At 73.8% G+C, this 26,659-nt stretch carries 2 protein-coding genes and 1 pseudogene; all 3 read right to left on the minus strand.

Annotated elements, in window-relative coordinates; translation table 11 throughout:
• Positions 1-25 precede the first annotated feature (25 nt).
• Positions 26-10,012 carry a type I polyketide synthase gene (locus tag ACQEVZ_RS46330; RefSeq protein ID WP_433386101.1) on the minus strand — a complete coding sequence of 3,329 codons (9,987 nt, stop codon included), beginning with the start codon at positions 10,010-10,012 and terminating at the stop codon, positions 26-28.
• Positions 10,004-10,081: pseudogene (locus ACQEVZ_RS46335) on the minus strand (polyketide synthase docking domain-containing protein); the annotation flags it as partial. The gene ACQEVZ_RS46330 and the pseudogene ACQEVZ_RS46335, both read right to left, overlap by 9 nt.
• A 24-nt stretch (positions 10,082-10,105) precedes the next feature.
• Complete coding sequence (locus ACQEVZ_RS46340) at positions 10,106-26,653, minus strand: SDR family NAD(P)-dependent oxidoreductase (protein WP_433380312.1); 16,548 nt, start codon at positions 26,651-26,653, stop codon at positions 10,106-10,108.
• Positions 26,654-26,659: the final 6 nt, after the last annotated feature.

The raw sequence follows: 26,659 nt of genomic DNA on the forward strand, positions 1-26,659 counted from the left end.
GTCCTCCGGTGCGAGTGGATCGAGGTCAGGGGCCGAGCGTCTCGCGGGCCATCTGCAGGAGGTCGCCGACCTCCATGGCGTCGATGTGCTCGGCCGCTGTGGTCTTGGGTGGCGCCGCCTCGGCGGGCCCGCGCAGCCGCAGCAGCTCGGTGATGAGGCCGGACTCGCGCAGCCGCTGCGGCGGGATCGACTCGATGAGCCGGCGGATGTCGATGTCTGTGATGTTGTCCGGCCCGGCGGCGTCCGGCTCGCCGAGGAGCCGGCGGCGCAGCTCGCCGGCGAGCGCAGACGGGGTCGGGTGGTCGAACACCAGCGTCGCGGGCAGCCGCAGCTCGGTCGCGCCGCCCAGGTGGTTGCGTAGTTCCACGGCGGTCAGCGAGTCGAAGCCCAGCTCCCGGAAGGCCCGGTCGGGCTGGATCGCCTCGGGCCCGTCGTAGCCGAGCATGGCCGCGGTGTGCGTCATCACCAGGTCGAGCACCGCCCGGGACTGCTCCGCCTCGGCCATGGCCGCGAGCCGCTGGACGAACCGTTCCTCGCCGGACTCCTGCGCGTCCAGGACGGCGCGGACCTCGGGCAGGTCGTCGAACAGTGGCCGGGGGCGGACCGCACTGAACCCGGACACGATCGCCGACCAGCGGATGTCGGCGACGGTGAGCACGGCGGTGCCGATCGTCGCCGGCGCGCCGAGGAGGTCGACGGCGATCTCCGGCGCCATCGGCACCAGTCCGGTCCGGCGCACCCGGTCGGCCGCGTCACCCTGCGTGGCCCGGTTGTCGCCGCCCCAGGCACCCCACGCGATCGACGTCGCGCACAGGCCCTCGGCCCGGCGGCGCTCGACGACGGCGTCCATGAAGCTGTTCGCCGCGGCGTAGTTGGCCTGGCCCGGGCTGCCGAGTGTCGAGGCGGCCGACGAGAACACGATGAACGCCGTGAGCGGCAGCCGGCGGGTCAGTTCGTCGAGATGGGTCAGCGCAGCGACCTTGGGCCCGGCGACGCCGGCGAGACGCTGCACCGTCAGCGAGTCGATCGTCGCGTCGTCGACCACACCGGCCGCGTGGACGATCGCCGCCGGCGGGTGCTCGGCGAGCAGCCGCTCCAGGTCCGGCCGGTGCGCGACGTCGCAGCGTGCGACCGTGACCCGGACGCCGCGGCCGACGAGCTCGGCCTGCAGCTGCGGCGCCTCGCCGGTCCGGCTGGCCAGCACGACGTGGTCCGCGCCCCGGTCGGCCAGCCACCGCGCGACGTGGGCGCCGAGTGCGCCCGTCCCGCCGGTCACCAGCACCGTCCCGCTCGGCCGCCATTCGGTGCCAGGGTCGCTGTTCCGGGCCGCCCGCTGCAGCCGGCGCGCGTAGGTACCTCCGGTTCTGACCGCAAGCTGGTCCTCGGGTCGCTGGGCTCCCGCCAGGATCGCCACGAGTCGGTCGACAGTGGACGGATCGGGACGGTCCGGCAGATCGACGAGCCCGCCGAGGCGTTCGGGCTGCTCCAGCCCCAGCACCTGGCCGAAGCCCCAGATCTGGGCCTGGACGCAGCCGGTCAGCCGGTCGGCGGGCCGGGCCGGCATCGCCGACCGCGTCGCGAACCACACCGGCGCGTCGACCCCGGCGTCCTCGAGTGCCTGCACCAGAGCCAGATTGCCGGCCAATCCCAGGGGTACGACCGGATGCTCGGGATGGGGCTGATCCGCGAACGCCAGGAACGTCAGTACGTGGTCCACCGCCGGCGTCTCGGCCAGCCGGGCGGCGATACCCGCTCGGTCAGGGGCGCCGCCGGGCAGGGTCAACCGGGTGATCCGCGCACCGCGTCCGGCCATGCCCCGGGCGGCCTCGACGATCCACGGATCGTCGAGCTGTCCGTCCGGGATCACCAGCAGCCAGGAGCCGGTGAGGTCCGCCGCGCGGCGGTCGGGTATCTGCTTCCACACCGTGCGGTACAGCCACGAGTCGGCCGCGGAGCGCTTGCGCTGCCGGCGGCGCCACGACGACAGGACCGGCAGTGCCGCCGCCAGCGGTGCCCCGTCCCCGTCCGCGTCGATCTGCAACGCGTCGGTCAGCGCGGTCAGGTCCTCCTGCTCGACCGCGGACCAGAACCGCTGTTCCGGACCATCGGCGTCCGCTGTGGCCGATGCCGGTCCCGGCCGGCCCTCCAGCCAGTACCGGCGGTGCTGGAACGCGTAGGTGGGCAGCGCGAGGCGGCGCGCGCCGCCGGTGGGGTGCGGCCAGTCGACCGCCGTTCCGTGGACGAACGCCTCACCCAGCGAGAGCAGGATCCGGTCGGGTCCGCCCTGGTCGCGACGCAGCGTGCCGATCGCCACCGCGTCGTGCCGGTCCTGCTCGATGGTCTCCTCGATGCTGCCGACGAGCACCGGGTGCGGGCTCACCTCGATGAAGATCCCGGGGCCGCCGTCCAGCGCCGGTGCGATCGACGAGCTGAAGTGGACCGTCTGGCGGAGGTTGCGGTACCAGTAGTTCGCGTCGACCGGCACGCTGTCCAGCCACTGCCGGTCGGTGGTGGAGAAGAAGGGGATCTGCGGGGTCAGCGGGGCCAGGGTCGCCAGTCCCTCGAGCAGCTGGTCCCGGACGACTTCGACCTGCGCGCAGTGCGAGGCGTAGTCGGCGGCCAGGCGCCGGTGCCGGATGTCCTCGGCGGCGCAGACGGCGAGCAGTTCCTCGACCGCCTCGGGTTCACCGGACACGATCACCGAGCTGGGGCCGTTGACGGCGGCCAGGGACAGCCGGGCGTCCCAGCGGCCCAGCAGCGCCGCGGCGTCGTCGGGCGGCAGCGCCACCGCCGCCATGAGGCCCAGACCGGACAGTGACTGCGCCGCGAGCCGGCTGCGCAGGACGACGACCCGCATCGCGTCGGCCAGCGACAGCGCCCCGGCGACGAACGCGGCCGCGATCTCGCCCTGGGAGTGGCCGATGACGACGTCGGGGCGCACCCCGTAGGACTGCCACACGGCAGCCAGCCCCACCATGACGGCGAACGACACCGGCTGGACCACGTCGGCACGCTCCAGCGACGGGCCGGTGCCGTCGTCACGCAGGACGTCGAGCAGCGACCAGTCGACCAGGTCGGCCAGGACGGCGGCACACGCCTCGACGGTGTCCCGGAACACGGGTTCGGCGACCATCAGGTCCCGCCCCATGCCCGCCCACTGGCCGCCCTGTCCGGGGAACACGAAGACGGTGCGACCGCGTGCCGGCCGGGCCGTGCCGGCGACGGCGTCGGGGCTCGGCACCGCGGCCGCCACCGCGTCCAGCCCGGCGACGAACTCCCCGGCCTCCGAACCCACCACCACCGCCCGCTCCGCGAACACGGACCGCTCGGCCAGCGACACCGCCACGTCACCCACCTCAACCCCGTCACCCGGCGACACGAACTCCCGCAACCGGACGATCTGGTCCCGCAACGCCTCTCTCGACCGGCCCGAGAGCACCCACGCCACCGGACCCACCACCGCATCCCGCTCCGGCTCAGGAAGCTCCGGCGCCTGCTCCAGAATCACGTGGGCGTTCGTCCCGCTCACCCCGAACGACGACACCCCCGCCCGCCGCACCCGATCCACCACGGGCCAATCGGCCAGCTCGCGCACCACCTCGACCCCGCCGACCGACCAGTCCACCACCGACGACAACTCACCGACGTGCAGCGACGCCGGCACCACCCCGGCCTCCAACGCCAGCACCATCTTCATGACACCGACCACACCCGCCGCCGCCTGCGTGTGGCCGACGTTCGACTTCACCGAACCCAGTAGCAGCGGCGCCCCGCCGCGGCCGCCGAACACCTCCAGCAACGCGCCGACTTCGATGGGGTCACCCAACCGCGTGCCTGTCCCGTGGCCCTCCACCACGTCGACGTCCTCCGGCCCGAAACCTGCCGAACCCAACGCCGACCTGAGGACCCGCTCCTGCGCCTTGCCCGAAGGCGCCGTCAACCCGTTCGACGCGCCGTCCTGGTTCACCGCCGAACCCCGGACCACCGCCAACGGACGACGCGCCACGGACGCCCGCTGCAGCACCAACACGCCGACACCCTCGGACAAGCCGGTCCCGTCCGCGCCCTCGGCGAACGCCTTGCACCGGCCATCCACCGACAGCCCCTGCTGGCGGCTGACGCCGATGAGGACGCCCGGTCCGGCCATCACCGTCGCGCCGCCGACGACGGCCAGGTCACACTCACCGCGGCGCAGGGCCTGCGCGGCCAGGTGCAGCGCCACCAGCGACGACGAACACGCCGTGTCCACGGTCACCGCCGGACCCTCCAGACCCAGCGTGTAGGCGATCCGACCGGACAGCACGCTCGCGCTGTTGCTGGTCGCGAGATACGTCTCCAGCGACTCGGTCGCTCCCGTCGACCACACGGCGTAGTCCTGGCCACTGGTACCGACGAAGACCCCGGTCTGGCTGCCCTTCAACGACAGCGGATCGATCCCCGCCCGCTCCAGCGCCTCCCACGACGCCTCCAGCAGCAACCGCTGCTGCGGATCCATCGCCAACGCCTCACGCGGCGAGATCCCGAAGAACCCCGCATCGAAGTCCGCCACCCCGTCGATGAAACCGCCGAACCGCGCGTACGACTTCCCCGGCGCGTCCGGGTCCTCGTCGAACATCCCGGCGAGGTCCCAGCCCCGGTCGGCCGGCAGTTCCGAGATGGCGTCGCCGCCGTCCACCAGGAGCTGCCACAGCTCCTCCGGCGAGCTGATGCCGCCGGGCAGGCGGCAGCCCATGCCGACGATCGCGATCGGCTCGTCGGCCGCGACCGGCGCCGTCCGGGCGTGGACGGTGGTGTCGCCGTGCCCGAGACCGGCCAGGACGCGGCCCGCGAGCTCCTCCGCGGTGGGGTAGTCGAAGACCAGCGTCGCCGGAAGTTGTAGGCCGGTGGCCGCCTTGAGCCGGTTGCGTAGTTCCACGGCGGTCAGGGAGTCGAACCCCAGGTCCTTGAACCGGCGGCCGGGCTCGACGGCCGCGGAGGACTCGTGACCCAGGACCGCTGCGGCGTGCTCCCGCACCAGGCCGAGCATGACCTCGTGCCGCTGTGTCGGGGAGAGGCCGGCGAGGTGGCGCTCGACGGCCGCCCGGCCCCGCTCGTCCGTGCCGCCGTCCCCCGGGTCGCCCGCCGCCTGGCGGCGTACGGGCAGCGGCACAACGGCGCGCAACAGCGGGGACATGGTGCCGGCGCGCGCCTGAGCCCGGCACGCGTCGAGGTCGAGCCGGATCGGCAGTGCCAGCGCCGCGGGCCGGCCGGTCGCGGCATCGAGCAACGCGAGCGCCTCGCCGGTCGCGAGCACGCCGATGCCGCCGCGGGCCATCCGCCGCGTGTCGCTTGCCGCCAGCCGGCCGTGCAGGCCGCCGGTCTCCTCCCATGGCCCCCAGGCCAGGGACGTGCCGGCGAGGCCCGCCGCGCGCCGGCGCTGGGCGAGCGCGTCGAGGTAGGCGTTCGCCGCCGCGTAACTGCCCTGGCCGGGGCCGCCGAATGTGCCGGCGGCCGAGGAGAACAGCACGAACGCGGTGAGTTCGTGATCCGTGGTCAGCTCGTGCAGGTGGGCGGCGCCGTCCACCTTGGACCGGAACACCGCCTCGAGCTGCTGCGGTGACAGCGAGGCGACGATCGCGTCGTCGACCACGGCGGCGGCGTGGACCACGGCGCGCAGCGGGTGGGCGGTGCCCACCCCTTGTATCACTGCCTGCAGCGCCGAGCGGTCGCCGACGTCGCCGGCCACGACGGTGACGACGGCACCCAGGTCGGTCAGCTCGGCGGCCAGCTCGGTCACGCCGGCGGCGGCCGGGCCCTGCCGGCTCAGCAGGATCAGATGCCGGACGCCGTGCCGGGTGACCAGGTGCCGGGCGACGAGGGGGCCGAGGCCACCGGTGGCGCCGGTGAGCAGTACCGTCCCGTCCGGGTCCCACGCCGGGTCGGCCGGGCCGGGCTCGGCGCGGACGATCCTCGGCACCAGGACCTTGCCGTCTCTGATTGCCGCCTGGGCCTCCGGCACCGGCGGCAGCGCGGTGAGCGGTCGTTCGACGTCCAGGAGGAGCAGCCGGTCCGGGTTCTCGGCCTGGGCCGACCGGACGAGTCCCCATACCGCCGCCGACGCCGGGTCCGGTGCCTCGGCCGGGCCGGTGGCCACGGCACGGTGGGTCACGACGACGAGCCGGGTGCTCGACAGGCGCTCCTCGGCCAGCCAGTCCTGCACCAGCCGAAGGGCGTGCGTCGCGGCGGCCAGCGCGGCGGCGCCGTCGACCCCGTCGGCGGGACAGGCGGCCAGCACCAGGTCAGCCCCCTCGGCCGCGACCGCCGCCACGTCGGCGTGGCCGGGCAGGCCGAGCTCGCCGAACAGGCCGAGCGGGTCGGGACCGAGCACCGCCCGGCGCGTCCCGTCCGGCTCGTCCGGGCCGGCCGCGGCGTCGACCCACGCCAGGTCGAACAGCTCCGGCGGGTGCGCCGCGGACCGGATGAGGCTCTCGCCCTCGACGGTGCGCAGCACGAGGGACTCCACCGTGACGACCGGCTGGCCGGAGCGCTCGGACAGGGTGAGCCGGAACCGGTCCGGTCCGGCGGGCGACAGCCGGACGACGGCCGCGGCGGCGCCCGACGTGTGCAGCCGCACGCCGTTCCAGGCGAAGGCGAGCCGGGTGGCGGTGCCGGCGTCGCCGGACGGTGCCAGCAGCGCCGCCGCCTGCGCCGCCGCGTCCAGCAGCGCCGGATGCAGGCCGAACTCGCCGGCCCGCTCCCGCTCCTGCGATGCGAGGGCGACCTCGGCGACCACTTCCTCGCCGAGCCTCCAGGCCGAGCGCAGGCCACGGAACACCGGCCCGTAGTGGATGCCCGCGGCCGCGTAGCCTGCGTAGAGCGCCTGCGGGTCGATCTGGACCGCGCCGGCGGGCGGGCCGTCGTATGGCGCCGATCGGGCGGCGGCGGCCGGCGCTGTGCTGAGTGTCGCGGAGGCGTGCCGGATCCAGGACGGGCCGGTGTCGCCGTCGGGCGAGCGGGAGTAGACGCCGGCCTCGCGGGTGCCGTCGGCGGCGGGCTCGGCCAGCCGGACCTGCAGTGACACCTCCCTGTCGTCGGGCAGGACGAGCGGAGTCTCGACGGTGAGCTCGTCGATCCGGTCGCACCCCACCTCGTCGCCGGCCCGCATCACCAGCTCGACGAACAGCGCGCCGGGGACGAGCGGGCTGCCCAGCACCGAGTGGTCGGCCAGCCAGGGGTGCGTCCGCAGCGACACGCGCCCGGTGAACAGCAGCCCGTCCGTTCCGGCGGGGCGGATCGCGGCGCCGAGCAGCGGGTGGCCGACCGGGTCGAAGCCGAGCCGGGCCGGGTCGGGCAGGGACCTGCCGCTGGCGAGCCAGAAGCGGCGGCGCTGGAACGGGTACGTGGGCAGGTCGGCCGGGCGCGGATCGGTGCCGGCGAGGACGGCGGGCCAGTCCGGGGTGGCCCCGTTGACGTGCGCCGTCGCGAGCGCCGACAGCAGGCGCGGCATCCCGCCCTCGTTGCGGCGCAGCGTGCCCAGCGCGACGGCCCGGCGACCGAACTGCTCGATCGTGTCCTGGATCGCGCCGGTCAGGACCGGGTGAGGGCTCACCTCGACGAACGTCCCGTATCCGGCGTCCAGCAGGGCCGTGACGGCGGGGCCGAACTGCACCGGCCGGCGGAGGTTGCGGTACCAGTAGCCGGAGTCGAGCGCCGGGCCGTCGGCCCAGTCGGTGTCCACTGTGGAGAACAGCGGCAGCCGCAGCGGGCCGGGGGCGGCGGGCCGCAGCGCCTCGAGCAGCGGCTCGCGGATCGCCTCGACGTGCGCGGAGTGCGACGCGTAGTCGACCGGGATCGTCCGGGGACTGCGGCCCTGGGCCTCCAGCGTGCGCATGAACTCGGTGAGCGCATGGGGGTCTCCGGACACGACGACCGAGGCGGGTCCGTTGACCGCCGCGATCGACAGGTGGCCGCCGAAGGCTTCGAGCCGGGCGGTGACGTCGGCCGCGGGCAGCGGCACCGACATCATGCCGCCGTGCCCCGACAGCGTGCTCGCGATCATCCGGCTGCGCAGTACCGTGATCCGGGCCGCGTCGGGCAGGGTCAGCGCGCCGGCGACGCAGGCCGCGGCCACCTCGCCCTGGGAGTGGCCGACGACCGCGGCCGGCCGCACGCCGAGCGCCGTCCACGTCGAGGCCAGCGAGACCATCACCGCGAACAGCGCCGGCTGGAGCACGTCGACACGGTCCAGCGACGGCGCTCCGGCGGTGCCGCGCAGCACGTCGACCACGGACCAGTCCACCAGCCCGGCCAGCGCCGCCGCGCACTCGTCCATCCGCGCCCGGAACACCGGCGACTGGTCCAGCAGTTCCAGGGCCATGCCGTCCCACTGGGAACCCTGTCCCGGGAAGACGAAGACGACCTGGCTCGCGTCGTCGAACGCGATGCCTTCGACCACACCGGCCGGGGTCTCCCCGGCGGCGATCGCGGCCAGCCCGCGGCGCAGGTCGTCACGCTGCTCGCCGACCACCGCCGCCCGGTGCCGGAACGCCGGCCGCCCAGCGGCCAGGGTGTAGGCGACGTCCTGCGGCCGGAGCCGGTCCTCCCGGTCCACGACGGCCGCCAGGCGGGCGGCCTGGGCCCGCAGTTCGAGGTCGGTCCGGCCGGAGAGCACCCACGCCATCGGGCCCGCACCGCCGGCGACGGGCGCCTCCTGCGCCACGGGCGCCTGTTCGACGATGACGTGTGCGTTCGTGCCGCTGATCCCGAACGACGACACCGCGGCCCGGCGCGGCCGGTCGGCGGACGGCCACGGCATGGTCCCGGTGACCAGCTGCAGCGTGCCGGCGCTCCAGTCCACCTTCGCGGTCGGCGCGTCGACGTGCAGCGTCCTGGGCACGGTCGCGTGCTGCAGTGCCATGACGGCCTTGATGACCCCGGCCACGCCGGAGGCTGCCTGGGTGTGGCCGATGTTCGACTTCACCGATCCGAGCAGGAGCGGGCGGTCCGGTGGCCGCTGCGCGCCGTAGGTCGCCTGCAGCGCCTGGGCCTCGATCGGGTCGCCGAGGACGGTACCGGTGCCGTGCGCCTCCACGAGGTCGACGTCCTGCGATGACAGCCGGGCGTTGGCCAGCGCCTGCTGGATGACCCGCTGCTGCGACGGGCCGTTCGGTGTGGACAGGCCGCTGCTCGCACCGTCCTGGTTGGTCGCCGAGCCACGGATCACCGCGAGCACCCGGCGCCCGGCGGCCAGCGCGGTGGAGAGCCGCTCGATCATCAGGACGCCGACGCCCTCGGCCCAGCCGGTGCCGTCGGCCGCCTCGGCGAAGGACTTGCACCGCCCGTCCGGGGCCAGACCGCGCTGCCGGCTGAAGCCGATGAACAGCCCGGGACTGGACAGCAGGCTGACCCCGCCGGTCAACGCGAACTCGCACTCGTCCTGGCGGACGGCCTGCACCGCGAGGTGCAACGCGACGAGCGACGAGGAGCACGCGGTGTCCACCGTCATCGCGGGCCCCTCGAGCCCCAGCACGTACGACACGCGGCCGGAGACGACACTGTTGGCGTTGCCGGTCAGCAGGTAGCCCTCCGCGCCTTCGGGGACGTCACCCGGATCGGCGGCGTAGCCCTGGTCGCCGGCGCCGATGTAGACACCGGTACGGGTACCGCGCAGGGACAGCGGATCGACGCCGGCCCGTTCGATCGCCTCCCAGGACGTCTCCAGCAGCAGCCGCTGCTGCGGGTCCATCGCCACCGCCTCGCGCGGCGAGATACCGAAGAAGCCGGCGTCGAACTCGGCGATGCCGTCGACGAAGCCGCCCCGCCGGGCGTAGCTCTTCCCGGCCGCGTCGGGGTCGTCGTCGAACAGGTTCGCCAGGTCCCACCCGCGGTCGTCAGGGAACTCCGAGGTGCCGTCGCGCCCGTCCCGCACCAGGTCCCACAGGTCGTCCGGAGACGAAACCCCGCCGGGGAACCGGCATGCCATGCCGACGATCGCGACGGGTTCGCGCCCGCGTTCCTCGGTCTCGTGGAGCAGCTGCCGGGCCTGGCGCGCGTCCACGATGGCCCGCTTGAGGTACTCCCGGAGCTGCTGCTCGTCGGCCATGGATTCTCGCTCCTCGTGAGGGGGTCACGGATGCAACGGGCCGGCCGCCCCGTCGACGAGCCGGAACAGGTCGTCGTCGGTCGCCGTGTCGAGATCTGCCGGGCTGTCCGGCGTGGTCGTGCCGTCCGTGCCCGACCAGGCGGACCAGATCGTCCTGAGCCGCCGGCCCACCTCAGCGCGGCCGCGGTCGTCCAGGACGGCGTTGGACAGGTTGGCGGCCAGGGCGTCGAGGTCCGCCAGGACGGCCGGCTGCGCGCCCGGGCCGGCCGGGACGAGCTCGGCGAGCAGGTGGGCGGTGAGCGCGTCGAGCGTCGGGTGGTCGAACACGACGGTCGTCGCCAGCTGCAGCCCAGTCGCCTGGTTGAGGCGATTGCGCAGCTCGACGGCGAGCAGCGAGTCGAACCCGAGCTCGGTGAACCCGCGGTCGCGTTCGATCGATCCGGCGTCGCGCCGCCCGAGGACCGTCGCCACCTGTGTCCGGGCCAGCTCCAGCACGGTGCGGTGCCGGGCGTGCTCGTCCTGAGCGGCCAACCGGCGGCGCAAGGTTGCCCCGTTCTGGGGCGCGGATGCGGCGAGGCGCCGTGGCTCGGCCTGGACGAGATCGCGCAGCATCGCCGGTGGATCGTCACCGAACGCCCTGGGGTCGAGCCGTACGGGCACGGCCAGCGCCCGCGCGTGGTGCCGGGCGTCGTCGAGCAGTCCGAGCGCATCCACTGTGGACAGCGGCCGCACCCCGGCCCGGGCGATGCGGTGCCGGTCGTCCTGTCCGAGCGTGCCGGTCATGCCGCTGGCCTCGTCCCACAGTCCCCAGGCGAGGGAGACGGCCGGGAGGCCCTGGGCCCGCCGATGCGCGGCCAGGGCGTCGAGGAACGCGTTGGCCGCCGCGTAGTTCGCCTGAGCCGGTGCGCCGAGCACGCCGGCCACCGACGAGTACAGGACGAACGCCGACAGGTCCAGGCCGCTGGTCAGCTCGTGCAGGTGCCACGCGGCGCCGAGCTTCGGCCCGAGCACCGCGCGCAGCCGCGCGTCGTCCAGCGACCCGACCAGCCCGTCGTCGACCACGCCGGCGGTGTGGATCACCGCGGTCAGCGGGTGCTCGGCGGGAATGCCGGCGAGCAGCCCGGCGACCGCCGCCCGGTCGGACACGTCGCACGCCGCCAGCCGGACGTCGACGCCCAGCGCGGTCAGCTCGTCCCGCAGCGCCGCCGCCTCCGGGGCGTCCGGACCGCGCCGGCTGGCCAGGATCAGGTGGCGCACGCCCTCGCCGGCGAGGTGCCGGGCAGCGATGGCGCCGAGAGCGCCGGTACCGCCGGTGACCAGCACCGTCCCGTCGCGGTCCGGCGGCGCCGGCACGGTCAGCACGATCTTGCCGACGTGCCGCCCCTGGCCCATGAACCGCAGCGCATCGACCGCCTGGCGGACGTCCCACGTGCGCAGCGGCAGCGTCCGCAGCGAGCCGCGCTCGATCTGCTCGACGACCTCGGCCAGCATGCGCCCCAGCTGTTCGGGCGCCGCCTCGGCGAGGTCGAACGCCCGGTAGGACGCGCCAGGTGCCAGTGCCGCCAGGAATTCCGGCTCGCGGATGTCGGCCTTGCCCATCTCGACGAACCGGCCGCCCCGGGCTAGCAGCCGCGCGGAGGCGTCGACGAACGGTCCGGTGAGCGCGTTGAGCACCACGTCGACGCCGTGTCCGCCGCTGATCCGCCGGAACTGTTCTTCGAATCCGGTGTCCCGGGATGAGGCGATGTGGTCGTCGTCCAAGCCGAGCGCCCGGAGCGTCTCCCACTTGCCGGGGCTCGCCGTCGCGTACACTTCGGCGCCGAGCGCGGCCGCGATCTGCACCGCCGCCATGCCGACCCCGCTCGCGCCGGCGTGCACCAGCACCGACGAGGCGGGCTCCAGCGCGCCGAGCTCCCGCAGGCCGTACCAGGCGGTCAGGAACACCAGCGGCACGGACGCGGCGGCGGCGAACGACCATCCCGGCGGGATGGGCACCAGCAGCCGGTGGTCGGTCAGCACGTGCCGGGCGAACGCACCCGGCATCAGGCCCATCACGCGATCGCCCGGGCGCAGACTGTCCACATCGGATCCGACGGCGCTCACCACACCGGCACCCTCCAGCCCCAGCCGCCCGGGGTCGCCCGGGTACTGACCGAGGACGTTGAGCACGTCGCGGAAGTTCAGGCCGGCGGCGCGGACCTCGACCCGGACCTCGTTCGGGCCTGGTTCGTCCGGCGGCAGCGGTGCCAGCGCGACGGCGTCGAACGTGCCGCGCTCGGTCACCTCCAGCCGCCAAGATCCGTCACCGGGTGGCTCCAGCTCGGCCGCGACAGCGCTGCGGGCCAGCCGCGGGGTGCTGAACGTCCCGTCGCGGTAGGCCACCTGGGGCTCGCCCATGGCGAGCGCACCGGCCAGCACCTCGTCGGACAGCGGCGTGCCGGCCGACTCCAGGTCCAGCAGGACGAACCGCCCAGGCTGCTCTGACTGGGCGGAGCGCACCAGCCCCCAGACCGGCGCCGCGACCAGGTCCAGCGCGGTGTGGCCGGGTCCGACATCGACCGCCCGGCTGGTGACCACGACCAGCCGGCCGGACCGGTCCTGCGGCCGGGCCAGCCAGGACTGCAGCACCGACAGCACGCCGGCGGCCAACTGATGGGCGGCGGCCGGTGCCGGCTCGCCCCGGTCGCGGCAGTCGAGGACGACAGCGTCCGGCAACGTGGCGCCGGCGACCCGCTCCAGTTCGCCGGCCGACCGGATCGTCGTCCAGCGCACCGCGGGCGACTGCGACGACGTCTCCCGAGGCGTCCAGACGACCTCGTGTCTGGCGTCGTGGAACCGGGCGCGCGGCCGGGCGCCGGTGGCCGGACGCAGCCCGAGGGCGTCCACCGACAGCACAGGCGCGCCCGATGCGTCGACGACGGTCACGGCGACGGTGTGCGGTCCGGTCGCGCGCAGGCACGCCTGCACCGCCGACCCGGCGGCGTTCCACTGCCGCACGCCGGTCCAGCTGAACGGCATCCAGCCGGTGGCCGACTCGTCCAGGCCGCGCAGGTGACCGGCGCCGTGCAGCACGGCGTCGAGCAGGGCCGGATGCAGCTCGAAGCCGGCCTCGTGCGACACCTCGTCCGGCAGCGCCGCTTCGACGTACGCGGCGTCGTCGTCCAGCCGGACCGCCGCCAGGCCACGGAAGTACGGCCCGTAGTCGAACCCGGCCGCGACGGCCTGCTCGTAGTGGCCCTCGATGTCCTGCTCCACAGCGCCGGGCGGAGGCCACTCGACCGGCTCCGGCGGTGCACCCGCAGCGGAGCCGAGCCGGCCCGTGGCGTGCAGCGTCCACGGGTCGCCGCCGCCAGGGTCCCCGGTGCACGAGTAGAGGCGCATCCGTCGGCCGCGCTCATCGATGCGGATCTGGACGCTGGTCGCCGTGCTCGGAGCGAGCGCCAGCGGGGTCTCGATGACGAGCTCCTCGACGACGTCGCAGCCGACCTCCCGGCCGGCGCGCAGCGCGAGCTCCAGCAGGGCGGTGCCGGGCGCCAGGACCGAACCGGAGACCCGGTGGTCGCCGAGCCAGGAGCCGTCCGGCACCGGCAGCCGACCGGTCAGGACGGTTTCGGCCGAGCCGGCCAGGCGCACCACGGAGTGCAGGATCGGATGCCCGAGAGAGCTGCGCCCGCCGTCCGGCGCCGGGTCGATCCAGTACCGGTGGTGCTGGAAGGCGTACGTCGGCAGACCGATCCGCCGTCCGGCGCCGGCCAGTACCCGGTCCCAGGCAACATCATGTCCCCGGGTGTGCACCTGGGCCATGGCGGTCAGCAGCGCCTGCTCCTGTGGCTCGCGCCGCGACTGCGCCGCAACGGCCACCACCTCCGGCCCGCCCAACTGCTCGGCGATCAACGGTGTCAGCACTCCGTCCGGGCCGACCTCCACCACCGTCGACACACCCAGCCCCACCAACGCCGCCACCGCATCCGCGAACCGCACCGGCTCCCGCACCTGCCGCACCCAATACCCCGGATCCGTCCACCGCTCGTCCTCGACCCGGCCGGTCACCGTCGACACCAACGCCACCTTCGGCGCCTGGAACGTCACCTCGGCCAGCTCCGCCGCATACTGCGCCAACATCGGCTCCACCAACCCCGAATGCAACCCCCGACCACCACGCAGCCGCCGCACCCGGCACCCAGCCGCCACCAACCGTTCCTCCACCACCGCCACCGCACCCACCGGCCCCGACACCACCACCGACGACGACGAATTCACCGCCGCGACCTCAACCCCATCCACCAACAACGGCACCACCACATCCACACCAGCCGCCACCGCCACCATCAACCCCTCCCCCAACCCCTGCATCAACCGACCCCGCGCCGCCACCACCCGACACCCATCCGCCAACGACCACACCCCAGCCACACACGCCGCCACCAACTCCCCCAACGAATGCCCAACCAACACATCCCCCACCACACCCCACGACTCCAACAACCGCACCAACGCCACCTCCACCGCGAACAAACCCGCCTGCGCAAACACCGTCTCGTCCACCAACCGCCCCGCACCATCCACATCCAGCACCACATCCCGCACCGACACCCCAAAACCAGCACCACCCAACCACCCATCCAACAACCCACACACCTCATCCAGCACCGAAGCGAACGCTGGGAAACGCGCATACAACCCAGCACCCATCCCCACCCACTGCGCACCCTGACCCGAAAACACCAGACCCACCCCACCCGGCGACCGAACCGCCGGACCCGGCACCACCGCATCGAGCCCAGCCACCAACTCCTCAACCTCCGAACCCACCACCACCGCCCGCTCCCCAAACACCGACCGACCAGCCAACGACACCGCCACATCACCAACCCGCACACCACCGCCCGACACGAACTCACGCAGCCGGGCGATCTGATCCCGCAACGCCTCCTTCGACCGCGCCGAAAGCACCCACGCCACGGGACCTGGCCCAGCCTCCGGCTCGACGTCCACGACAGGCTCCGGCGCCTGCTCGAGAATCACGTGGGCATTCGTCCCGCTCACCCCGAACGACGACACACCAGCCCGTCGCGGCCGGCCGACCTCGGGCCAGTCGACCAGCTCCCGGACCACCTCGACGCCACCGGCCGACCAGTCCACCACCGGCGACAACTCACGCGCGTGCAACGACGCCGGCACGACTCCGGCCTCCAGCGCCAGCACCATCTTCATCACGCCGACCGCACCGGCGGCCGCCTGTGTGTGGCCCACATTCGACTTCGCCGAACCGAGCAGCAGCGGCGCCCCGGTCCTGCCGCCGAAGACCTCCAACAACGCCCCGACTTCGATCGGGTCACCCAACCGCGTCCCCGTACCGTGACCCTCCACCACATCGACATCGCTCACACCCAAGCCGGCCGAACCCAACGCCGACCTGAGAACCCGCTCCTGGGCCCGGCCCGACGGCGCCGTCAAACCATTCGACGCACCGTCCTGGTTGACCGCGGAACCCCGCACCACCGCCAACGGACGACGCGCCACAGACAACCGTTGCAACACCAGCACGCCCACACCCTCGGACCAACCCGTGCCATCGGCGCCGGCCCCGAACGACTTGCACCGGCCGTCCGGCGCCAAGCCCCGCTGCCGGCTGAATCCGGTGAAGGTCTTCGGGGTCGACATGACCGTCGCGCCGCCCACGATGGCCAGGTCGCACTCGCCGCGGCGCAGGGCCTGGGCGGCCAGGTGCAGCGCCACCAGCGACGACGAACACGCCGTGTCCACCGTCACCGCCGGACCCTCCAGCCCCAGCGTGTACGCGACCCGCCCCGACAGGACACTGCCGGCATTACCGGTGGCCAGGAAGCCCTCGGCGTCGTCGATGGAGGCGGCGAGACCGGCGTAGTCCTGGTACATCAGGCCGACGTACACCCCGGTCTGGCTGCCCCGCAGCGACAGCGGATCGATCCCGGCCCGCTCCAGCGCCTCCCACGACGCCTCCAGCAACAACCGCTGCTGCGGATCCATCGCCAACGCCTCACGCGGCGAAATCCCGAAGAACCCCGCATCGAAGCCCGCGACACCATCGATGAAACCGCCGTGCCGCACGTACGACTTCCCCGGCGCATCCGGATCCTCGTCGAACAACGCGTCCAGGTCCCAGCCCCGGTCCCGCGGAAACTCGGAGATCGCGTCGACGCCGCCGGCCACCAGCCGCCAGAACGCCTCGGGGCTGCTCACACCACCGGGAAGCCGGCACCCCATGCCGACGATGGCGATGGGATCATCGTCGACCGGCCCGGTCCGGACCGTGGGCGCCGCCGGTTCCTCCACGCCGACGAGCCCCTCCAGGAGGTGCCGGGCGAGCGACCGGGGCGTCGGGTGGTCGAAGACGACGGTCGCCGGCAGTCGCACGCCGGTCGCCTCGGCCAGCGCGTTGCGCAGCTCGACGGCGGTCAGGGAGGTGAACCCCAGCTCGTCGAAGGGGCGCTCCGCCTCGATCGCGCTGTCTGCCGGGTGACCCAGCACCGCCGCCACGTGCCGCCGGACCAGGCTCAGCACCAGCTGCTCCCGCGCCCGGTCGGGCTGCCCGGCCAGCCGCTCGGCGAGCGTCCGGCCACCGGTGCCGGCACCGGCCCGGGAGCGGGCCGGTGCGGCCGGAACCAGCACGGACAGCAGCGACGGCAGCGGCGTGGTCCTGCTCGACCGCCGGAGGGCGGCGAGGTCGAGTCGCATCGGCGCCAGCACCGCGCGGTCGTGGCGGATCGCCTCGTCGAAGAGCGCGAACCCGAGCTCGGCCGGCATCGCGGCCAGGCCCCGCCGGGTGATCCGCTCGACGTCGGCGGCGCCGAGGCGACCGCCCATGCCGTCCGGCTCGGCCCACAGCCCCCACGCCAGCGAGTGCGCGGGCAGCCCTTCGGCGCGGCGGCGGGCCGCCAGCGCGTCCATGAACGCGTTGGCGGCGGCGTAGTTCGACTGCCCGGCAGCGCCGAAGAGGGCGGCCGACGACGAGTACGTCACGAAGGCCGACAGGCGGATGTGCCTGGTGAGCTCGTGCAGATGCCACGCGCCGTCGATCTTCGGCGCCAGCACCGCGTCGATCTGGGAGCCGGTCAGCGATCCGAGCATTCCGTCGTCGACCACGCCGGCCGCGTGCACGACCGCGGTGACCGGGTGCCCGGCCAGCAGCCGGCCCAGCGCCGCGCGGTCGGTGACGTCGCATGCCTCGATCGTCACCTCGGCACCCGACGCCTCGAGGCTCGCTCGCAGCTCGCCGACAGCCGGGGAGGACGGGCCGTGCCGGCTGACGAGCACCAGGCGGCGTACCCCGTGCCCGGCCACCAGGTGCCGCGCGATCAGCGCGCCCAGGCCGCCGGTGCCGCCGGTGACGAGGACGACGTCATCTGGCCCCAGCCGGGTGTCCGGCTCGCTCTCAGCCGGCGGGACCCTGACCAGCCGCGGCACGAGCACGGCACCGTTGCGCAGCGCGATCTCAGGCTCTTCCGGCCGGACCGTCGCGGCGACGTCGTTGTCCCCCGTCGCGTCGACGTCGACGAGCAGGAACCGGCCCGGGTGCTCCGACCGCGCCGCGCGCAGCAGTCCCCACGCGGCCGCGGCGGCGACGTCGGGCGCCTCGCCGGCGACCGCAACGGCCTGGCGTGTCACCACGACGAGCCGGGAGTCCGCGAGGTGCTCCTGGACGAGGTATCGCCGGACCAGGCCCAGCGCGTGGTGGGTCGCGGCGCGCGCCGCCGTGGCCCGGTCTGTCGCGGGATCCGCCGGTGCGAGGCACACCCAGATCGGCGTCGCCGTCGGCGGCACCGCGGCGAAGTCGTCGTACGCCTCGTCGGCGACGACGCCGGCCGGGCGCAGGCCGAACAGGTCCGGACCGATCAGGATGCCGGCTGCCGGCGTGCCCTCCGCGACGGCCGGCTGCCAGTCCACCGCGTAGAGCGAGTCGGCACGGGCGCCGGCGAGCTGGCGGGCGGGCGCCGGTCGCAGCGCAACGGCCTCGACCTCGGCCACGGCGATGCCGTCCTGATCGGCGAGGGTGAGCCGGACGGCGGCTGGCCCGGCCCGCTCGATGCGAACCCGGGCCCGGGTCGCGTTGACGGCGCGCAGCCGGACTCCGTTCCAGGAGAACGGCAGCCACCCACTGGTGGTGTCGTCGTCGAAGACGCCGTGCCCGAGGGCGTGCATCGCGGCGTCGAGCAGCGCCGGGTGCAGGCCGAAGCGGGACGCGTCGGCAGCGGCGCGGTCCGGCAGCGTCACGTCGGCGTAGACGACGCTCCCCTGGCGCCAGGCCGCGGTGAGACCCTGGAACGCCGGCCCGTATTCGAACCCGGCGGCCGCGCAGCGCTCGTAGAAGCCGTCGAGGTCGACCGGCTGCACATCCGCCGGCGGCCAGGGTTCGTGGACCGGGACGTCCGGTGCCGCGGCCCGTTCGAGACCGAGCGATCCGGTCGCGTGCCGGGTCCACGCCGTGCCCGGCTCCTGACCGGCGGGCCGGGAGTGGACGGTGACGCTCCGGCGCCCGTCCGCGGCCGCCGCGCCGACGTGGACCCGCACGTCGACGCCGCCGCCCAGCACCAGGGGCTCGTCGATGACCAGCTCCTCGAGCAGCGGACAGCCGAACTCGTCCCCGGCCCGGATCGCGGCCTCGACGAACGCGGTGCCGGGCAGGATCACCGCCCCGTGGACCTGATGATCGGCGAGCCATGGATGGGTGCGCACCGACAGCCGGGTGGTGAACGTCGTGCCGCCATCGGGCGACTCGACGGCCGCCCCCAGCAGGGGATGCCCGACCGTAGCCAGCCCGACGGACTCGAGATTCCGCGCCGACACGTTGTCGAGCCAGTAGCGCTGCCGCTGGAAGGCGTACGTCGGCAGATCAACACCCCGCCCAGCACCCGCCAGCACCCGCCCCCACGCGACATCATGCCCACGCACGTACAGCTGCGCCAACGCACTGAGCAGCGCCCGATCCGCCGGCTCCTGCCGCCGCTGCGCCGCAACGGCCACCACCTCCGGCCCGCCCAACTGCTCGGCGATCAACGGTGTCAGCACTCCGTCCGGGCCGACCTCCACCACCGTCGACACACCCAACCCCACCAACGCCGCCACCGCATCCGCGAACCGCACCGGCTCCCGCACCTGCCGCACCCAATACCCCGGATCCGCCCACCCCTCCTCATCAACCCGACCCGACACCGTCGACACCAACGCCACCCTCGGCACCCGGAACGTCACCTCAGCCAACACCGCCGCAAACTCCGCCAACATCGGCTCCACCAACCCCGAATGCAGACCCCGGCCACCACGCAACCGCCGCACCCGACAACCCGCCGCCACCAACCGCTCCTCCACCACACCCACCGCACCCACCGACCCCGACACCACCACCGACGACGACGAATTCACCGCCGCGACCTCAACCCCATCCACCAACAACGGCACCACCACATCCACACCAGCCGCCACCGCCACCATCAACCCCTCCCCCAACCCCTGCATCAACCGACCCCGCGCCGCCACCACCCGACACCCATCCGCCAACGACCACACCCCAGCCACACACGCCGCCACCAACTCCCCCAACGAATGCCCAACCAACACATCCCCCACCACACCCCACGACTCCAACAACCGCACCAACGCCACCTCCACCGCGAACAAACCCGCCTGCGCAAACACCGTCTCGTCCACCAACCGCCCCGCACCATCCACATCCAGCACCACATCCCGCACCGACACCCCAAAACCAGCACCACCCAACCACCCATCCAACAACCCACACACCTCATCCAGCACCGAAGCGAACGCTGGGAAACGCGCATACAACCCAGCACCCATCCCCACCCACTGCGCACCCTGACCCGAAAACACCAGACCCACCCCACCCGGCGACCGAACCGCCGGACCCGGCACCACCGCATCAAGCCCGGCCACCAACTCCTCGACGTCCGAACCCACCACCACCGCCCGCTCCCCAAACACCGACCGACCAGCCAACGACACCGCCACATCACCCACCCGCACACCGCCACCAGCCACAAACTCACGCAACCGCACCGCCTGATCCCGCAACGCCTCCCCCGACCGCGCCGACAACACCCACGCCACCGGACCTCCAACCGCCTCCCGCTCCAGCAGAGGAACTTCCGGCGCCTGCTCCAGAATCACGTGGGCATTCGTCCCACTGATCCCGAACGACGACACACCCGCCCGCCGAACCCGGTCAACGACCGGCCAATCCGCCAGCTCCCGCACCACCTCGACGCCACCAACCGACCAATCCACCACCGGCGACAGCTCACGCGCGTGCAACGACGCCGGCACCACACCGGTCTGCAACGCCAGCACCATCTTCATCACGCCGGCCACACCGGCGGCCGCCTGCGTGTGGCCCACATTCGACTTCACCGAACCCAGCAGCAGCGGCGCCCCGACCCGGTTGCCGAAGACGCCCAACAGCGCCCCGACTTCGATCGGATCACCCAACCGCGTCCCGGTCCCGTGGCCCTCCACCACATCCACGTCGCCCGGCCCCAAGCCAGCCGAACCCAACGCCGACCTGAGAACCCGCTCCTGCGCACGACCCGACGGCGCCGTCAAACCATTCGACGCACCGTCCTGATTCACCGCCGAACCCCGCACCACCGCCAACGGACGACGCGCCACAGACAACCGCTGCAACACCAACACCCCAACGCCCTCGGACAAACCAGTCCCGTCCGCCCCCTCGGCGAACGCCTTGCAGCGGCCATCGGCCGAGAGGCCCTGCTGCTCGGTGAAGCCGACGATCACGCCGGGCGTCGACATGACCGTGGCGCCGCAGACCAGGGCCAGATCGCACTCGCCGCGGCGCAGGGCCTGCGCGGCCAGGTGCAGCGCCACCAGCGACGACGAACACGCCGTGTCCACCGTCACCGCCGGACCCTCCAGGCCGAACTCGTAGGCGATACGGCCGGACATCACACTGGCGCCGACTCCGGTCACCAGGTACGCGTCGGAATCCTCGCCGGCGTTGGCGAGCAGGGCTGCGTAGTCCTGCCCGCTCGTGCCGACGAACACGCCCGTCTGGCTGCCCCGCAACGACAACGGATCGATCCCCGCCCGCTCCAGCGCCTCCCACGACGCCTCCAGCAACAACCGCTGCTGCGGATCCATCGCCAACGCCTCACGCGGCGAAATCCCGAAGAACCCCGCATCGAAATCCGCCGCCCCGTCGATGAACCCGCCGACGGCCGGGCAGTCCTCGGGAAGGTCCCAGCCGCGGTCGGTCGGCGCCTTCGCGATGGCGTCCGCGCCGGAGACCAGCAGCTGCCAGAACTCCTCCGGGGTGTTCACGCCGCCCGGGAGGCGGCACGCCATGCCGACGACCGCGACGGGCTCGCCGGTCGCGGCCGTCGTCACCGCCGGGACGTCGGTCCCGCCCTCGCCCAAGAGTTCAGCGGCGACCCGCTCGGCCAACGCGATCACCGTCGGGTAGTCGAACACGATCGTCGTGGGCAGCCGCAGTCCGGTGGCCGCGGCGAGGCGGTTGCGCAGGTCCACCGCGGTGAGGGAGTCGAAGCCCAGATCCTTGGCGGCTCGCGCCGGATCGATCGCCTCCACCGACGGGTGCCCCAGGACGGCGGCCACCTCACCCCGGACCAGGTCCAGCAGGGCCTTGGCCCGGTCCTGCGCGCTGAGTCCGGCCAGCCGCGTGCGCAGCGGCAGGTCGCCGGTCGTGGCTCGAGCCGCCTTGCGGATCCGGCCGGGGACCAGGCGGCGCAGCAGGGCCGGCACCGGTCCGGACTCGGCCTGCCGGCGCAGTGCGGCGGTGTCGAGCCGGATCGGCAGGACGACGGCGTCGGTGGCGCGCAGTGCGCTGTCGAGCAGTTCCAGTGCCTCCTGCGTGGGCAGCGGCGTGACGCCGTTGCGCGCCATCCGGTCCACGTCGGTGGCGGCAAGGCGGCCGAACATGCCGCGCTGCTCCGACCAGGCGCCCCAGCCGAGCGACACTGCCGGGAGCCCGTCGTGGCGCCGCTGCTGCGCGAGCGCGTCCAGGTATGCGTTCGCTGCCGCGTAACTGCCCTGGCCGGGACCCCCGAACGTGGCGGCGGCGGAGGAGAACAGCACGAACGCGGAGAGCGGCAGGTGCCGGGTGAGCTCGTGCAGGTGGGTGGCACCGTCAACCTTCGGGCCGAACGCGGCGGCCAGCTGCTCTTCGGTCAGGGCCGAGACGACGGCGTCGTCGACGACGCCGGCCAGGTGCACGACCGCCGTGCAGGCGTGGGTCTGCAAGAGCTGCCGCACTGCGTCCCGGTCGCTGACGTCGCAGGTGACGTGGACGGCGGTGGCACCGATCGCCGCCAGCTCCTCGACCAGTGCCGGCAGGTCGTCCGTGCCTGGTGCCCGGCGGCTGGTGAGCACCAGGTCGCGGACGCCGTACTGCGTGACGAGGTGCCGCACCACGGCCGGGCCGAGCCCGCCGAACGCACCGACGACCAGGACTGTGCTCTGCGGGCCGAACGGCGGCGTGTCCACGGTGGACGGTGCAGCGGCGGCGAGGCGGGGCACGAGACCACGGCCGTCCCGGACGGCCAGCTGTGGCTCGTCCAGCAGTGGCAGCGCGAGGATCGCCGGCTCGGGGCCGGTCGCGGCAGCGGTGTCGAGGTCGAGCAGGACGAGGCGGCCGGGATGCTCCGACTGCGCCGAACGGATCAGCCCCCACACGGCGGCGTGCGCCGGGGCGGCGACGCGTTCTTCGTCCATGACCGCCACGGCTCCGCTCGTCACGAGCGCGAGCCGGGAGCCGGTGAACCGCTCGTCGGCCAGCCACCGCTGCACGAGCCGCAGCACCGCGCCGGTGGCCGAACGGGCGTCCTGGTCGCCGTCGACCCGGGCCAGCACGACGTCGGGGACGGCACCGTCCGGGCCGACGAGCGGCTCGAGGTCCGCGCCGGTCGCGGTCCAGGCCGTGGCGGGCGGCTGGGCCGCCGAGGCGGCCAGCGGCTCCCAGACGGTGCGGAACAGCCGGCTCGGCCGCGCCGCCGTCTCCGACGCCGGCCGGAACACCAGCCGGTCGATGGTCGCGACCGGCTGGCCGTCGGCCGCCGCGAGCAGCACGGTGACCGCGCCCGGGCCGCTGCGGGCCAGCCGCACGCGCAGCAGCGTGGCCCCGGCGGCGAAGCACCGCAGGCCGGTCCAGGCGAACGCGAGGCCGTCCGGGCCCTCGCCGGAGCGGCCCGCCGGCAGCAGCGCGGCGGCCTGCAGCGCCGCGTCGAGCAGCGCCGGGTGCACCGTGAACCGGTCCGCGTCGGCACCGTGGTCCTCGGGCAGCGCCACCTCGGCGAAGACCTCGCCGTCGCGGCGCCAGGCGGCCCGCAGGCCCTGGAACGCCGGCCCGTACTCGTAGCCGGCGGCGAGCAGCTCGTCGTAGCAGCGGGTCACGTCCACCGGCTCGGCATCGGCCGGCGGCCACTGCTCGAGGCCGGCCGGCGCCGGTGCGGGGGCGGTGGACAGGATGCCCTCGGCGTGCCGGGTCCAGGCCCGGTCGTCGGCGGTGCTCTCGGGCCGCGAGGAGATGACCACGTGCCGGCGCCCGGACTCATCGGCCTCCTCGACCATCACCTGCAGCTGCACACCACCCTGGTCGGGCAGAACCAGGGGTACCGCCATCGTGAGTTCCTCGACCTCGCCGCAGGCGAGCTGGTCGCCGGCGTGGACGGCAAGTTCGGTGAGGACCGCGCCGGGCAGCAGCACGGTGCCACGGACGGCGTGGTCGGCCAGCCACGGGTGGGTCTGCACCGAGAGCCGGCCGGTGAGCAGCAGGCCGTCCTCGTGGGCTGTGTGGATCGCGGCGCCGAGCAGCGGATGCTCCGCGGGGCGCAGCCCGGCCGTGCCGAGGTCGCCCGCTTCGAGCTGGGACGCCTCGATCCAGTACCGCTGGCGCTGGAAGGCGTAGGTGGGCAGGTCGGCCCGCGGGGTCCCGGCGAAGAGGGCGCTCCAGTCGGCCGGCACGCCGGCCGTCCACGCCTCGGCCAGGGACCGGTACAGGCGGTGCAGGTCCCCTTCGTCGCGGCGCAGCGTGCCGACGGCGTGCGCCTCGAGGCCGAGCTGGTCGGCCGTCTCCTGGATGGCCGCGGTGAGGACGGGATGGGCCGACACCTCGATGAAGGTCCGGTGTCCTTCGGCCATGAGGGCGCCGATGGCCTGGTGGAACTGCACCGGCTGGCGCAGGTTGCGGTACCAGTAGCCGGCCGTCATCTCCGGGCCGTCGATCCATCGTCCGTCCACTGTGGAGTACATGGCGGTCTCTGCGGCCCGCGGGGCGACCGGAGCCAGCGCGGTGTGCACCTCGTCGCGGATGCGCTCGACCGCGGGCGAGTGCGAGGCGTAGTCGACCGGGACGGCGCGGGCCCGGGCGTCCCGGGCGGCGGCCGCCGCGAGCAGTTCTTCCAGCGCTTCCGGGTCGCCGCTGACCACCGTCGACCCGGGGCCGTTGACGGCGGCGACCGACAGCCGGCCGTCGAAGCCCGCCACCAGCCCCTCGACCTCACCCACCGGCAACCCCACCGACACCATCCCACCCGAACCCGCCAACCCCACCAACGCCCGACTCCGCAACACCACCACCCGACACCCATCCACCAACGACAACACCCCCGCCACCACCGCCGCCGCAATCTCCCCCTGCGAATGCCCAACCACCGCCACCGGCTCAACCCCAAACGACCGCCACACCGCCGCCAACGACACCATCACCGCAAACGACACCGGCTGCACCACATCCACCCGATCCAACCCAACCCCACCCCGCACCACCTCCAACAAATCCCAATCCACCAACCCACCCAACCCCACCCCACACAAACCCATCCACTCCGCAAACACCACCGACGACTCCAACAACTCCACCGCCATCCCCACCCACTGCGACCCCTGACCCGGAAACACGAACACCGCACGCGGGTCCGGCTCGGTGCTGGTGCCCGTGGCCACCCCGGGCAGCGAGCGCCCGGCGGCCAAGGCGCTGAGGGCCGCGGCCAGGGCGTCGGGGTCGTGGCCGACGACCGCGGCGCGGTGCGCAAGCGCGGCGCGACCCAGGGCGAGCGTGGCGCCGATCGATGCCGGAGTGCCGGCGGCGGCACCGACCGCGCCGGCGAGTTGTGCGGCCTGCGCACGCAGCGCCGCTTCAGTCCGCCCGGACAGCGCCCAGACAACCGGCCGGTCCGGCTCGGCGTCCGGCTCAGCTTCCGGTTCGGGGACCTGTTCCAGGATCACGTGCGCGTTGGTCCCGCTGATCCCGAACGACGACACCCCCGCCCGCCGGGGACGGGCCACCTCGGGCCAGTCGACCAGTTCCCGCACCACCTCGACCCCACCCGCCGACCAATCCACCACCGGCGACGGCTCATCCACATGCAACGACGCCGGCACCACACCGGCCCGCAACGCCAACACCATCTTCATCACGCCGACCACACCAGCCGCCGCCTGCGTGTGACCGATGTTCGACTTCACCGACCCCAGCAACACCGGCGCCCCGGCCCGGCCACCGAACACCTCCAGCAACGCACCGACCTCAATCGGGTCACCCAACCGCGTCCCCGTCCCGTGACCTTCCACCACGTCGACATCCCCCGGCCCCAGACCCGCCGAGCCCAGCGCCAGTCGCAACACCCGCTCCTGCGCCGGACCCGACGGCGCCGTCAAACCATTCGACGCACCGTCCTGATTCACCGCCGAACCCCGCACCACCGCCAACGGACGACGCGCCGCCGACAACCGCTGCAGCACCAGCACGCCCACACCTTCGGACCAACCCGTTCCGTCGGCTCCGGCCGCGTACGCCTTGCACCTTCCGTCCGGTGCCAGGCCGCCCTGCCGGCTGAACTCCGCGAAGGCGGTGGGCGTCGACATGACGGTCACGCCGCCGGCCAGCGCCAGATCGCACTCGCCCCGGCGCAGCGCCTGCACAGCCAGGTGCAGCGCCACAAGCGACGACGAACACGCCGTGTCCACCGTCACCGCCGGACCCTCCAGACCCAGCACGTAGGACACCCGGCCGGAGAGCACGCTCGCGCCCACACCGGTGGCGAGGTAGCCGCCGGAGCTCTGCGGCGCCCTCGCCAGCAGGGCCAGGTAGTCCTGGCCGCTGGTGCCGACGAACACGCCGGTCTGGCTGCCCTGCAACGACGACGGGTCGATCCCGGCCCGCTCCAGCGCCTCCCACGACGCCTCCAGCAACAACCGCTGCTGCGGATCCATCGCCAACGCCTCACGCGGCGAAATCCCGAAGAACCCCGCATCGAAGTCCGCGACACCATCGATGAAACCGCCGGCGGTGGCGTAGCCGGACTCGCCGCCGCCGAGGTTCCAGCCGCGGTCGTCCGGGAACGACGTCATGGCGTCACGCCCGTCGACGAGCAGCTGCCACAGCTGCTCCGGGGTGTTGACGCCGCCCGGGAACCGGCCGGCCATGCCGACGATCGCGATCGGCTCGGCGGTGTCGGCCTCCAGTTCCCGGACCCGCTGCCGGGTGCGGCGCAGGTCGGCCGTCACGCGCTTGAGGTAGTCGAGTACCTGCTCGTCGCTCTGCATCGGGTT

Origin of the sequence: Dactylosporangium sp. CA-152071 (assembly GCF_050936335.1) — a bacterium.
In the GTDB taxonomy this organism is placed as follows: domain Bacteria; phylum Actinomycetota; class Actinomycetes; order Mycobacteriales; family Micromonosporaceae; genus Dactylosporangium; species Dactylosporangium maewongense.